The organism is Achromobacter sp. DH1f, assembly GCF_000633435.1.
Classification (GTDB): Bacteria; Pseudomonadota; Gammaproteobacteria; order Burkholderiales; family Burkholderiaceae_B; genus Achromobacter; species Achromobacter deleyi.
Genome location: NZ_AYMF01000011.1, coordinates 242,915 through 256,224 on the forward strand (window position 1 = coordinate 242,915; position 13,310 = coordinate 256,224).

A 13,310-nucleotide genomic window follows, 5' to 3' on the forward strand; every position below is an offset into this window, starting at 1 on the left:
TCGCCTTATCGTCCTATTTCAAACGCAATCCCCATGAGTAAAGCCCGCCACGTTTCCGAAACGCCTGCCACCCAGTTCCTCAAGCAGCACAAGGTGGCCTACACCGAGCACACCTACGACTACGTCGATCATGGCGGCGCCGGCGAGGCGGCGCGCCAGCTGGGGCTGGACCCGCATGCGGTGGTCAAGACGCTGGTGATGGAAGACGAAGCGGCCAAGCCCCTGATCGTGGTCATGCACGGCGACCGCGAGGTCTCCACCAAGAACCTGGCGCGCCAGGCCGGCCTGAAAAAGGTCGAGCCCTGCAAACCCGAGGTCGCGCAGCGCCACTCGGGCTACCAGGTGGGCGGCACGTCCCCCTTCGGCACGCGCAAGAAGATGCCGGTGTGGGTCGAGGCCGACGTGCTGCAGTACCCGGTCGTCTACATCAACGGCGGGCGCCGCGGCTACCTGGTGGGTATCGACCCGAACGTGCTGGTCAGCCTGCTGGAAGCCAAGCCGGTGACGGTGGCGCTGGAATAGGGCGCGGGTTCTGCGTCGGTCGACCGGCCGCGCGCCGGTTCGGTCCGCGCGTGGTATCCCGTTACCACCCTTGCGCGGGGCGCCGGGGGCACAATGGCCAAAGAACATCAAGAACCGGCCGCCCAGCCTTGGGCGCCTGAACCGGCCCAGCCCCCCCATCTCAGGAGACAAGCATGAGCAAGAGACTATTGATGCTGGTCGGCGACTACGCCGAAGACTACGAAACCATGGTGCCGTTCCAGACGTTGCTGGCCGTGGGGCACACGGTGCACGCGGTCTGCCCGGGCAAGAAGTCCGGCGAAAGCATCGCCACCGCCATTCATGACTTCGAAGGCGCGCAGACCTACAGCGAAAAGCGCGGCCACAATTTCGCGCTGAACTACGACTTCGATCGCGTCGAAGCCGGCTCCTACGACGGCCTGGTGATCCCCGGCGGCCGCGCCCCGGAATACCTGCGCCTGAACGAAAAGGTGCTGGACATCGTGCGCGCCTTCGACCAGGCCAAAAAGCCCATCGCCGCCGTGTGCCACGGCGCCCAACTGCTGGCCGCCGCCGGCATCCTGAAGGGCCGCACCTGCTCGGCCTACCCGGCGTGCGCGCCCGAAGTGCGTCTGGCCGGCGGCACGTATGCCGAGATCGGCATCGATCAGGCCTATACCGATGGTCATCTGGTCACGGCGCCCGCCTGGCCCGCGCATCCGGCGTGGCTATCGCAGTTCCTGGCCGTGCTGGGCACGAAGATCACGCACTGAGCGTGTCGCCCAGGAACAAGCGCCTGCCGCGAGGCAGGCGCTTTTTTTCTACGCGAAGTCCAGCACGATGCGGCCTTCGATCTGGCCGCGGCGCATGCGGTCGAACACGCTGTTGATGTTCTCCAGCTTTTCGGTGGCCACGGTGGCGTGCACCTTGCCTTCTTCGGCAAATTGCAGCGATTCCTGCAGATCCAGGCGCGAACCCACGATCGAACCGCGCACCGTCACGCCATTGAGCACCATGTCGAAGATCGACAGCGGGAAATCGCCGGGCGGCAAGCCGTTCAACGCCACCGTGCCACCGCGCCGCACCATGCCCAGCGCCTGCTCGAAGGCCTTGGGCGATACCGCCGTGATCAGCGCGCCATGAGCGCCGCCGATTTCCTTCTTCAGGTACGCCGCCGGGTCGGTGGTCTTGGCGTTGACGGTGACCTCGGCGCCCAGCCGCTTGGCAAAGGCGAGTTTGTCGTCGTCGATGTCCACCGCCGCCACGTTCAGCCCCATGGCGCGCGCATATTGCACCGCCATATGGCCCAGGCCGCCGATGCCGGAAATGACCACCCAGTTGCCCGGGCGGGTATCCGTCATCTTCAGGCCCTTGTAGACGGTGACGCCGGCGCACAGCACCGGGGCAATGTCGACAAAGCCGACGTTCTTGGGCAGCAGCCCCACATAGTCGGCCGCCGCCAGCGCGTACTCGGCAAAGCCGCCGTTGACGGAGTAGCCCGCATTCTGCTGTTGTTCACACAAGGTTTCCCAGCCGCCCAGGCAGTGTTCGCAATGGCCGCAGGCGGAATACAGCCAGGGAATGCCGACGCGATCGCCTTCCTTCACATGGGTCACGCCTTCGCCCACGGCCACCACGTGGCCCACGCCTTCGTGGCCGGGAATGAACGGCGGGTTGGGTTTGACGGGCCAATCGCCCTCTACTGCGTGCAGGTCCGTATGGCACACGCCGCAGGCTTCAATCTTTACCAGGAGTTCGCCGGCCCGGGGACGCGGCACCGCGACTTCTTCGATTTCCAGGGGTTTGCCGAATGCTCGTGCAACTGCGGCCTTCATCGTTTTGTCCATCACTACCTCCGAAGTCAGATCAGTTTCACCATGCTCGGATGGGCACGCGTCCGAGACCTTGATTTATATCAACCGTGTCCGGATGCGGGGCCGGTCGAAACGTGTCGTTTCAGAATGCCGCCTGGATTTCCGGCAAAACGCCGCAACTTGCCGCGCCCGCGCCTGTCGTCGTACAGTGGACCGCAGCCCCGTCCCCGCACCAGGAGCTCTCATGTGTGAAATCTTCATCCGCGCGAGCGAACAGTCCTACGCGCCCGAAACCCGTTCCCTGCGCCTGCATGGCGTGGCCACCAGCCTGCGGCTCGAACAGCTGTTCTGGCAGGTGCTGGAAGAAATCGCGGCGCGCGACGGCATGCGGGTCACGCAACTGATCGAACGCCTATACGACGAGCTGATCGAGTACCGCGGCGAGGCGGCCAACTTCACCTCGTTCCTGCGCGTCTGCTGCCTGCGCTATCAATTGCTGCAGGCCGAAGGCCGCATTCCTGCCGACACGGGCGTACCGATTCGCTCGCTCAATGCGCAAGCCGTGCTCGAAGGCCTGCCGACGTCGCTGTACGACCCGCAGCCCCTGCGCCAGAAACGGCCGGTGGCCGCCTAGCCGGCCTTGTCACGGCAGGCCGGCCCCACGCCCCGGCGCAGCGGCAGGCGTACCGTCAGGGCAGGGCGGCGCAGGCGAAAAAAAAGCCCGATCCAGGATCGGGCTTTTTCGTGGGCGTTTGCCGCAGGCATCAACCGCCAGGCTGGGCCGAGGCCATGGCCACTTCGCTTTGCACGATGCGGCGGATGCGCACCGCGTCGCCGATACGCGAGAGCTTGCCCTGCGAATCCAGCAGCACGATCGCCAGGTCGCGGCCGTTGATGCGGGCCAGCATCACCAGACATTCGCCGGCTTCGTTGATGTAACCGGTCTTGGAGACCTTGATGTCCCAGTCGGGCTTGCGCACCAGCAGGTTGGTGTTGCGGAACGTCTGCGTGCGGTTGTTGATCTCGACGTCGTACTCGGTATCGGTGGAGTAGCGGTGGATCAGCGGGCGCTGCGAGGCGGCGCGCAGCAGGCGGGCCAGATCGTGCGGCGACGACACGTTGTTGCTGGACAGGCCGGTGGGCTCGATGAAGTGCGTGCTGGTCATGCCCAGCGACTGCGCCTTGGCGTTCATGGCGGTCACGAAGGCGGGCAGGCCGCCGGGATAGTGACGGCCCAGCGCATTGGCGGCGCGGTTTTCAGAGGACATCAGCGCCAGGTGCAGCATGTCGCCGCGCGACAGCTTGGTGCCCACGCGCAGGCGCGAGGTGGTGTGCTTCAGGCCATCGACGTCTTCGTCGGTGATCTCGAGCATTTCGTCCATGGGCTGGTTGGCGTCCACCACCACCACGGCCGTCATCAGCTTGGAAATGGAAGCGATGGGGCGCACCACGTTTTCGTTCTTGGCGAAGATCACGGTGGACGTGGCCAGGTCCTGCACGTAGGCGGTGCTGGAACGCAGCGCGGCGGCTTCGGCGCGCACCGACACGGCGGGCGGCGGCATGGCGGCCGATGCGGCAGCGGCCGTGCGCTGGCCGCGGGCGGGCTTGTTGGGTTTGCCGTTCTTGCCGGCGGCGCCCTTCTTGGCCGGGGTCTGCGCCGCCACGGCTTGCTTGCCGCCCTTGGGCGGGGCCTTCTTGCCGGCGGCCGGCTTGGGGGCGCCCTTGGCCGAGGCCTGCTTGCCAGCGGCCGCCTTCGGCGTGCCCTTGGCGGCGGCCGACTTCGGTGCGGCCTGCTTGCCTGCGGCAGCCTTGGGCGCGGCCTTGCCTGCGCTTTGCTTGCCGGCGCCGGCTTTGGCGGCGGGAGTCTTCTTGGCTTGTTGCGCCTTGCAGGCCGCCGATTTGGCGTTGGTCTTGCAAGGGTCGGTGTTTTTCGCGGCGAACGCGGCGGAGGGCAGGAGCGCGCACATCGCCAGCGCCGCCGGCGCTATCGCGTTCGCAATCGCACGTTTCCAGTTAAATGCCATGGTTTGAGCAGGCTTGTCAGTCTGTGAAGAATTATTTCCCGGTCCGGGCTTGCGGTGCTTCAGGAAAAGTCCAGATGAATTAGAGGCTTACGCGTCGAATTTAAACAGCAATTTCAAGTTGCGCGCAAGACGATTCGCTATCATCGCCTAAAAAAATACCGGGGACATATTGACGGATGATCAATTTGTCACCAACGGCGTCCCGAGAAGCTACCGTCGCGCGGCGCGTGAGCGTAGCCCGGATTAACCCTCATCTTGCTGAAAGGGCTGAATTTTCTTGGGGTTGGCGATGCAGGGGGCGGGATAACGCCAGGGGCGGGGCTGCGGGGGGCGCAGTCAAGGCCGGGGGAAGGGTGGCCTCGCCGGGTGGAATCGAACCACCAATTGACCCTTAGGAGGGGCCGGTTATATCCATTTAACTACGGCGAGACGGAGGGCATGCTGCGATTGCCGCGAAGGGCAATCCGGTCCATGTGCTGCGTCAAAGCCCGCGCATCACTGAGGTATGCGTTCTAGTGCCTTGATATTGCAGGGAAAGACCCGGGGCGCAAGTGTATCACCAATAGCAGGCGCCTTGACCCGAAGCAGGGCGCAAGTCTATCAGGTGCCGCAAGCCGTTCCCAGGTGGCCTGCGGTGCCCACTGCCGCAACCTGCGGGCCTGCCTCGGTCGAGACATCCTGCTTGCGGAAAAGTAGTGGATTTAATCAACTATATGCCCTATATTGACTGCCACGGCCGGACCACGCGGCAGGCGATGCCCAGCGTTCGGCCCCATACCTAGAACATCCAGGAGTGAGGCATGACCCCGACTTTCCACACGATCTTGCTGGACGTGCAGGACCGTGTCGCCACGGTGACGCTGAACCGGCCCGACAGCCGCAATGCGCTCAATTCCCTCATGTGCGCCGAATTGGTGCAGGCCATGCAGTGGCTGGCGGCCGAGCCGACCGCGCACGTGGTGCTGATCAACGCGGCGGGCTCCGCCTTTTGCGCGGGCGCCGACCTGAAAGAGCGCAAGACCATGTCGAACGCCGAGATGACGGCGCGGCGGGTGCAGGGCTTTGCCGCGTATGGCGCCATCGAGCGCATGCCGCAGCCGGTGATCGCCGTGGTGCAGGGCGCGGCGTTCGGCTCGGGCTGCGAGATCGCCGGCGCGTGTGACTTCGTGCTGGCCTCGTCCGAGGCGGTGTTCTGCTATCCCGAAGTGGGTTGGGGCACGGTGGGCGCCACGCAGCGGCTGCCGCGCATTGCCGGCGCGCGCCTGGCGAAGGAACTGCTGTTCACCGGTCGCCGTTTCGATGCGGCCGAGGCGCGCGAGATCGGCCTGGTCAATCACGTCTACGCACCCGATGCGCTGGCCAGCGAAGCCGCCGCCATGGCCGCGGCTATCGCTCGCGCCGCGCCGCTGACTGTGCGGCTGACCAAGCGCAGCATCGACCAGGGCCTGGCGACCACACGCGAAGGCGCGATGGCGATCGAACTGCTGGCCATCGAGGAAAACCTGCGCGGCACCGACTGGAAGCAGGCCATCGCCGGCTTTGGCGGCGCAGGAGACCAAGCATGATCGCCCCGATGACGCTATCGCAGGCGCTGGCGCGCCAGGTGGCCGAGCGCGCGACGGCAGAAGCCTTCGTGGCGCCGGGCGAACGCCTGACGTGGGCCGAACTGCACGACGGCGCGCAACGCATCGCGCGCGCCTTGTTGGCGGCCGGCGTGCGCCGCGGCGATCATGTGGGCGTGCTGCTGGGCAACGGCGGCACGTGGGTGCAGATCTTCTACGCCTGCGCCATGCTCGGGGCGGTGACCGTGCCGGTCAACACGCGCTTCAAGACCGATGAATTGGAGTTCTGCCTGAAGCAGGCCGACGTGACGCTGCTGCTGACGGCGGACACGTTCCTGGGCATTGATTTCCTGGATTTGCTGACGCAGGTCGAGCCGGCGTTGAACAGCGCGTTGCCCGGGACGCGGCTGCCACGGCTGCGGCGCGTGGTGGTGCTGGGCGAGCGCTGCCCTCCCGGCGCCCAACCCTGGGAGGGGTTCATTGGGGCGGGCCATCCCGGTGCGGGCCATCCCGGAGCCGGCTACGCCGCCTCTCCCTCCGACGACGCCGAACTCGCCGCCCGCCAGCGCGAAGTCACGCCCGACGACGTCCTGCTGATCCAGTACACCTCCGGCACGACCTCGTTTCCCAAAGGCGTGATGCTGACGCACGCCAACATGTTGACCAACGCCTGGGCTGCGGCGCAGCGCATCGGCGTGCGGCCCGACGACCGCTACTTCAGCATCCGGCCGTACTTCCATGTGGCCGGCACCACGCTGTCGATCCTGGTCAGCCTGATGACCGGCTGCTGCCTGCTCACGCTGCCCAAGTTCGACGTGGCCGACGCGCTGCGCATGCTGGATGAAGAACGCTGCACGCTGACGTCCGGCAACGACACCATCTTCCTGATGTTGATGGGCCATCCGGACTTCGACCGCAGCCGCATCCACCTGCGCGGCGGCTGGGCGGCGGCGGGGCCGCAGGTCATGCAGAAGATCCGCGACGTGATGGGCGTGCCCGGCATCTGCAACGCATACGGCCAGTCCGAAGCGTCGCCGAACATCACGCTGTCTTCGTTTGACGACCCGTTCGAACTGCGCGCCATGGGCTGGGCGCTGCCGCATCCCGGCATGCAGGTGCGGGTGGTGGACCCCGGCACCGGCCAGCCGCTGCCGGCGGGCGAACCCGGCGAGATCCAGGCGCGTGGCTGGAGCGTGATGAAGGGCTACTACAACATGCCCGAGGCCACGGCGCGCGCGCTGGGCCCGGACGGCTGGCTCAGCACCGGCGACCTGGGCGAGATGGACGCCTCGGGCCGCCTGCGCATGGTGGGCCGCCTGAAGGACATGTTCCGCGTGGGCGGCGAAAACGTCGCGCCGGCCGAGGTCGAAGAAACCCTGCACGGCCATCCGGCGGTGCGCATGGCGCAGGTCGTCGGTGTGCCCGACGCGCGCCTGGGCGAAGTGCCCGCCGCGTTCGTGCTGCTCAAGGACGGGCAGGACTGCACCGCGGCCGAGCTGACCGCCTGGTGCAAGGCGCGCTGCGCCAACTTCAAGGTGCCGCGCTATGTCGAGATCGTGGACAGCTTCGAACACATCGGCATGACGGGCAGTTCCAAGGTGCAGAAGAACAAGCTGCGCGCGCACGCGGTGGCGCTGTTCGGGCTGGAGCCGCAATCATGAGCGCGCGCGACGTGGTGCTGTGCGAATGCTTCGCGCGTGACGGCTTGCAGCACGAACCCGACTTCATCGCAACGGACGTCAAGGCGGGCCTCATCGACCGCTTCGCCGCGCTGGGGTTCGAGCGGGTCGAAGCCACCTCGTACTCCAACCCCAAGGTCGTGCCGCAGTTCGCGGACGCGACCGAGCTGCTGGCCGCGCTGCCGCGACGGGATCGCGCCTGGTACAAGGCTACCTGCGCCAACGCCCGCGCGGTGCAACGCGCGCTGACCGATCTGGACGCCGGCATCGGCGCCAACGAAATCAGCCTGCTGGTCTCGGCCAGCGAGTCGCATTCGGCGCGCAACCTCAAGCGCGACCGCGCCGCGCAATGGGACAACATTGCCGAAATGGCACGGCTGGCCGATGGCCGCTTTCGCCTGATCGGCACGATCTCGGTGGCGTTCGGCTGCCCCTTCGAAGGCGCCGTCGATCCGGACGCGGTGATGGCGGACGTGCGCCGTTTCGCGGCCCTGGGCGTGGGCATCGTGACCTTGGGCGACACCACCGGCATGGCCACGCCGGCCTCGGTGCGGGCGCTGTATGGCCGCATGGCGCGCGAGACGCCCGAGGTGACGCCGGTGGCGCACTTTCACGACACGCGCGGCACCGGCCTGGTCAATTACGTGGCCGCGCTGGACGCGGGCGTCAGGTATTTCGACTGCGCCTTCGGCGGGGTCGGTGGCCACCCGGCCAAGGTGCGTTACGGCGGCGGCCATACCGGCAACGTCGCCACCGAAGACCTGGTCAACCTGTTCGAATCCATGGGCGTGCGCACGGGGCTGGACCTGCAGGCGTTGCCCGCGGTGTCACAGCACTGCCAGGATGTGCTGGGGCGTGCATTGCACAGCCGGGTGGCCCAAAGCGGGTTCAATCCGCTGATCGCCGCCGCGGGGGTCGCGTGATGGCCGCGCGCCGCATTTGTATATCATGCGGGCAGCAACGCGCACCCCGTGCGCGCCCCGTATTCCCCTGCATTTGACGAGTCTCGCCATGGCCACCCGAACCGCATCCAAGCCTGCCACCGCCGCGCGCCCCGCCCCGCAAGCGCTCAAGGAACTGTTCTCGTACCGCCTGAACCGCCTGGCCTATGTGTCCAGCCGCATCGCCGCGGGCCTGAACGAAAGCCGCTACGGCGTGGGGCCGCGCGAATGGCGCATCATCGCGCTGCTCGGCGCGGCGCCGGACATGTCGCTGAACACCGTGGCGCGCGAGGCCAACATCGACAAGAGCCAGGCCAGCCGCACCGTGTCCGAATTGATCGAGCGCGGCCTGATCCAGCGCAGCGCCGACAGCCAGGATGGCCGCGGTGTCAGCCTGGATCTGACGCGCGCGGGCCGCGCACTGTACGACGAGATGTTCCCGGCGGCGGTCGATCGCAACGAGGCCATGCTGTCGGTGCTGACGCAGGCCGAGCGCGACGCCATGGAACGCATGCTGGACAAACTGACGGGCCACGCGCTGGACATGCTGAACGAGTGCAAGGCGGAAGTGCCCGCGCGTCGCGGCCGTGGCGTGCAACCGCGCTGAGCGCGGGGCGCGCGCCTTTTTTTACCTATATTGTTGATTTAATCAATTAATTTGCAAGTCGCCATTGGCAAAGGATATCCGTGATGTCGGAACTGATCATCGAAGACCTGGGGGCCGTCCGGCTGCTGCGGTTGAACCGCCCGGAAAAACACAACGCGCTCAACACCGCGTTGACCATGGCGCTGCTGGATGCGTTGCGGCAGGCAGACCAGGACGCCGCGGTGCGCGCGGTGGTGCTGACGGGCAACGGCAAGTCGTTCTGCGCTGGCGCCGACACCACGGAATTCTCGGCCCTGACGCCGGAGCAACCTGATGCCGTGCTGCGCCGCGCCGACCTCACGACAGACCTGCACCTGGTGTTCTCGCGCATGGCCAAGCCGGTGGTGGGCGCGGTGCACGGCAACGCGCTGGGCGGGGGCGCCGGCCTGGCGCTGGCCTGCGACCTGACGGTGATGGCCGACGACGTGCGCTTCGGCTATCCCGAGTTGCGCCACGGCATCGTGGCCGCCGTGGTCATGGCCAACCTGGTGCGCCAGGTGGGCCGCAAGCATGCCTTTGAGCTGGTGGCGATGGCCGAGCCGATCGACGGCGCCCGGGCCCAGGCGCTGGGCATCGCCAACCGTGTCGCGCCCGCCGCGCAGGTACTGGATCAGGCGTTGGCCATGGCGCAGCGCCTGGCCGGCTGGGAGCCGGCGGCCATGGGGCTGACCAAGCGCGCATTCCACCGCACGGCCGACCTGGGCCTGGCCGAGGCGCTGGGCGTGGGTCGCGACGCCAACGTCATCATGCGGGGCTTTCGCCAGGGAGCGGTGCGATGAGGCCGCTGGAAGGGGTCACCATCCTGGACCTGTCGCGCGTGCTGGCCTGCCCGTTTGCGTCGATGATCCTGGCCGAACTGGGGGCCGATGTGATCAAGGTCGAGCAACCCGGCGGCGGCGACGAAACGCGCAGCTTCGAGCCGAAAGTGCAGGGCGAAGGCGGATCGGAATCGGCCTACTACCTGGCCTTCAATCGCAGCAAGCAGTCGGTCACGGTGAATTTTCGCCATCCCGAAGGCCAGGCCGTGATCCGGCGCCTGGCGCAGACCTGCGATGTCGTGGTCGAGAATTTTCCCGTGGGCACACTGGCGAAGTACGGCCTGGACCGCGACCACATTGCGCCCGACAACCCCGGCCTGATCTATTTCTCGTGCACCGGCTTCGGCATGACCGGGCCGTACGCGCCGCGCAAGGGCTACGACACGGTGTTCCAGGCCATGGGCGGCATCATGAGCCTGACGGGCGAACGCGGCGGCGGCCCGGTCAAGCCGGGCCTGCCGGTCAGCGACCTGACGTCGGGCCTGTGGGCCGCCATCGGCATCCTGTCGGCGCTGGTGGGACGAGCCCGTTCGGGCCAGGGCTGCCATATCGACTTCTCGATGCTCGATGGCCAGGTGGGCCTGCTGTCGCTGGCCGCCGCGCGCTATTTCGCGCTGGGCGAAGTGCCGCCGCGGCTGGGCACCGAGCACCCGGGGCGGGTGCCGTCCGCCGCGTTCGAATGCGGCGATGGCCGCTGGGTCCAGATCACCGGCAGCGACCAGCACTGGAAGCCGCTGTGCGAAGCGCTGGAATTGCCGCAGTGGGCCGAAGACCCGGACCTGGCAAAGAACGCCGTGCGCGTGGCGCGCCGCGAAAAAGTCATGGCCGGCCTGTCGGCCGCCGCGGCCCGGCTGACCCGCGACGAACTGTGCCGCCGTTGCGATGCGCGCGGCGTGCCGGCCGGGCCGATCCTGGATGTGGAAGAGATCCTGCACAACGAACACGTGTTGGCGCGCGGCATGGTGGGCAGCTACGACCATCCGTCCATCGGCCGCTTCGGTGCCGTGCCGGTGCCGTTCAAGTTCGACGGTTTTGACGATCCGCGGCTGGAGCGCCCGCCCTTGCTCGGCGAGCACACCGACAGCGTGCTGGGCGGGCGGCTGGGCCTGTCGTCCGCGCAGATCGAAGCCTTGCGCGCGCAGGGCGCGATCTAGGGCTGCCGTGCCAGGCGCGTATTCCGTTTCAACAGGCATCGAGGCCTTGGGGCATGACGCCCCGGGCCTTGCCTGATTCAACCCCCAAAAAAACAATATTCCAGGAGACAACCCATGAAGATTCTGCAGCGCCTGTTATGCGTCGCGGCGGCGGGCGCGTTAAGCGCCTCGGCCGTCGCGGCCGATTCGTATCCCTCGCAACCGATCACGCTGGTCAACCCCTATGCCGCGGGCGGCCCCGCCGACGTGCTGGGCCGGGCCCTGGCGCGCGAGCTGGAAAAGCAGCTGGGCAAGACTGTCATCGTCGAGAACAAGGCGGGCGGCGGCGCAGCCATCGGCGCCAACTTCGTCGCCCGCGCCAAGCCCGACGGCTACACGTTGCTGTTGGGCACGTCTGCCGCGCATGTGGTCACCCCGCTCATGCAGCAGACGCCGTACGACGGCATCAAGGACTTCGCCTTCGTGTCCATCGTCGCCAACCAGCCCAACATGCTGGTGGTACGGCCCACGCTGAAGGCAGAAAACATCGAGCAACTGATCGCCATGGCGCGCAAGGAGCCCGGCCGCATCAACTACGCCTCGGCCGGCCCGGGCAGCTCGCCGCACCTGGGCGCCGAGCTGTTCCGCGAACGCGCGGGCGTGGACATCGTCCACATTCCCTACAGCGGCGCGGCGCCGGCCATCAATGACCTGGTGGGCGGGCAGGTGGACATGGCCGTGCTGAACCTGGCCGCCAGCCTGCAGTTCATCCGCAGCGGCCGCCTGAAGGCGCTGGCGTACGCCAACGACAAGCGTTCGCCGCTGTTGCCCGACGTGCCGACCCTGGCCGAATCCGGCGTGAAGGGCGCCGAATCCGCGTCCTGGTACAGCCTGGCCGCGCCCAAGGGCACGCCGCCCGAGGTGCTGCAACGCCTGAACGACGCGGTGGCCAAGGTGAATGCCAATCCCGAATACGCCAAGCTGATGCAGGCGCAGGGCGTGGATCTCTGGAACATGACGCCGCAGGAAGCCACGGCATTCGTGGAAAAAGACCAGACCGCCATGCACAAGCTGGTGCAGGCAGCGGGGTTGATGAAGAAGTAATCGAGCAAAGTCGGCAGGGCAGGGGCCGCCTTGGGCGGCCCCTTCTCGTTCATCCCGCCAACGCCGCCACGCGCTTGAGCGCCTCGCGAGTTTCAGCCACCAGTTGTTCCACGACGGCGCCTGCCGGTTGCAGGCTGTCGATCAACCCGGCGCTTTGTCCGGCCTCGACCTTGCCGCCTTGCACGTCGCCGTCGAAGGCGGCCTGTTTCAGCGAGCTTGCCGCAAACATCGCGTCCAGCGCGGTGGCGTCGCCGCCGCGTTCGGCGGCCAGGTAGTCGTGTGCGAAGGCGTTGCGCAGCATGCGTACCGGCGAACGGCCGCGGCCCACCAAAGTCGTGTCGGCCACGCCGGCCGCCAGCACGGCGTCTTTGTAGGCGTCGCAGACGCCCGCTTCGGGCGTCAACAGGAAACGGGTACCCAATTGCGCGCCTGCCGCGCCCAGGCACAGCGCCGCGGCGATGCCCGCGCCGTCGGCGATGCCGCCAGCCGCCACCACCGGTACCGTCACACGGCGCACCACCGCGCGCACCAGCACTTGCAGGCCGATCTCGTCCGGACCGGGGTGGCCGCCGGCTTCCAGGCCCACGGCGATCACGGCGTCCACGCCCGCCGCCTGCGCCTTGGCCGCATGCTCGGGGCTGGCAATGACCTGCAACCACTTGATGCCCGCTTCGCGCGCCCGGCCAATGTGCTTCTGCGGGCCGCCCTGGGACGCAATGATGACCGGCACGCCTTCGCCGATGGCGATGTCCATGTGTTCCTGCGCGCGCTTGTTGTACAGCGGAATGTTGACGGCGAAGGGCGCATCGGTGCCGTTGCGCACGTCGCGGATGGCGGCGCGCAGCACGTCGGGGTACATCGGGCCGGCGGCGATCACGCCCAGCCCGCCGGCGCGCGATACCGCCAGCGCCAGCGCCGCATTGGACGAGGCCCAGCTCATGCCGCCCTGGATGATCGGATAGCGCGTGCCGAGCAAGCGGGTCAGCGGGGTCTGCAGAGTCATGGTCGTCTTGCCTGGGGAAAATCCCATTCTGGAATATTTGGTTGATAAAATCAACTATATTCGATGCCGCGCGGCAATCATGGCG

The 13,310-nt window shown here is 67.3% G+C and carries 13 protein-coding genes and 1 tRNA gene; 10 read left to right on the forward strand and 4 right to left on the reverse strand.

The genetic code is table 11. From position 1 onward, the window contains the following. Positions 1-33 precede the first annotated feature (33 nt). Both ybaK and U858_RS0112155 read left to right on the forward strand, forming a co-directional pair. Positions 34-522: a Cys-tRNA(Pro) deacylase gene (gene ybaK / locus U858_RS0112150; protein WP_025137429.1), complete on the forward strand. Its 489-nt coding sequence runs from the start codon at positions 34-36 to the stop codon at positions 520-522. A 173-nt stretch (positions 523-695) separates the two neighbouring features. After that, positions 696-1,274 carry a DJ-1/PfpI family protein gene (locus U858_RS0112155; RefSeq protein ID WP_025137430.1) on the forward strand — a complete coding sequence of 193 codons (579 nt, stop codon included), beginning with the start codon at positions 696-698 and terminating at the stop codon, positions 1,272-1,274. Positions 1,275-1,322: 48 nt separating this feature from the next. Here U858_RS0112155 and adhP read toward each other — a convergent pair whose 3' ends face one another. Beyond that, on the reverse strand, positions 1,323-2,348 hold the full coding sequence (gene adhP, locus U858_RS0112160) for an alcohol dehydrogenase AdhP (RefSeq protein ID WP_025137431.1): 1,026 nt from the start codon (positions 2,346-2,348) through the stop codon (positions 1,323-1,325). A gap of 211 nt (positions 2,349-2,559) precedes the next feature. On the opposite strand from adhP, the gene U858_RS0112165 reads away from it, so the two are divergent. Next, positions 2,560-2,949, forward strand: a complete 390-nt coding sequence (locus U858_RS0112165) for a ribbon-helix-helix domain-containing protein (RefSeq protein WP_025137432.1) — start codon at positions 2,560-2,562, stop codon at positions 2,947-2,949. Between the two features lie 130 nt (positions 2,950-3,079). On the opposite strand, the gene pbpG is transcribed toward U858_RS0112165, so the two are convergent. Both pbpG and U858_RS0112175 read right to left on the reverse strand, forming a co-directional pair. Next, positions 3,080-4,339 (reverse strand): D-alanyl-D-alanine endopeptidase, encoded by a 1,260-nt coding sequence (gene pbpG, locus U858_RS36130; protein ID WP_042884834.1) that lies wholly within the window; start codon positions 4,337-4,339, stop codon positions 3,080-3,082. 354 nt (positions 4,340-4,693) lie between these two features. Beyond that, positions 4,694-4,768: transfer RNA gene (locus tag U858_RS0112175), tRNA-Arg, on the reverse strand. 371 nt (positions 4,769-5,139) lie between these two features. On the opposite strand from U858_RS0112175, the gene U858_RS0112180 reads away from it, so the two are divergent. The 7 genes from U858_RS0112180 to U858_RS0112210 all read left to right on the forward strand — a co-directional run bounded on the left by U858_RS0112180 (position 5,140) and on the right by U858_RS0112210 (position 12,222). Further along, entirely contained in the window at positions 5,140-5,904 is a 765-nt protein-coding gene (locus U858_RS0112180; RefSeq protein WP_025137434.1) for an enoyl-CoA hydratase/isomerase family protein, read from the forward strand. Beyond that, entirely contained in the window at positions 5,901-7,562 is a 1,662-nt protein-coding gene (locus U858_RS0112185; protein ID WP_025137435.1) for an AMP-binding protein, read from the forward strand. The genes U858_RS0112180 and U858_RS0112185 overlap by 4 nt, the downstream gene beginning before the upstream one ends. Continuing rightward, entirely contained in the window at positions 7,559-8,503 is a 945-nt protein-coding gene (locus U858_RS0112190; RefSeq protein ID WP_025137436.1) for a hydroxymethylglutaryl-CoA lyase, read from the forward strand. Before U858_RS0112185 ends, U858_RS0112190 begins: the two co-directional genes overlap by 4 nt. Before the next feature lie 88 nt (positions 8,504-8,591). Next, positions 8,592-9,128 carry a MarR family winged helix-turn-helix transcriptional regulator gene (locus U858_RS0112195; RefSeq protein WP_025137437.1) on the forward strand — a complete coding sequence of 179 codons (537 nt, stop codon included), beginning with the start codon at positions 8,592-8,594 and terminating at the stop codon, positions 9,126-9,128. A gap of 83 nt (positions 9,129-9,211) precedes the next feature. Further along, a complete protein-coding gene (locus U858_RS0112200) occupies positions 9,212-9,946 on the forward strand; it encodes an enoyl-CoA hydratase/isomerase family protein (RefSeq protein ID WP_025137438.1) in 735 nt (244 codons plus the stop codon). Continuing rightward, positions 9,943-11,139: a CaiB/BaiF CoA-transferase family protein gene (locus tag U858_RS0112205; protein ID WP_025137439.1), complete on the forward strand. Its 1,197-nt coding sequence runs from the start codon at positions 9,943-9,945 to the stop codon at positions 11,137-11,139. Before U858_RS0112200 ends, U858_RS0112205 begins: the two co-directional genes overlap by 4 nt. 114 nt (positions 11,140-11,253) lie before the next feature. Beyond that, complete coding sequence (locus tag U858_RS0112210) at positions 11,254-12,222, forward strand: tripartite tricarboxylate transporter substrate binding protein (RefSeq protein WP_025137440.1); 969 nt, start codon at positions 11,254-11,256, stop codon at positions 12,220-12,222. 49 nt (positions 12,223-12,271) lie between these two features. On the opposite strand, the gene U858_RS0112215 is transcribed toward U858_RS0112210, so the two are convergent. After that, complete coding sequence (locus U858_RS0112215) at positions 12,272-13,225, reverse strand: nitronate monooxygenase family protein (protein WP_025137441.1); 954 nt, start codon at positions 13,223-13,225, stop codon at positions 12,272-12,274. Positions 13,226-13,310 lie beyond the last annotated feature (85 nt).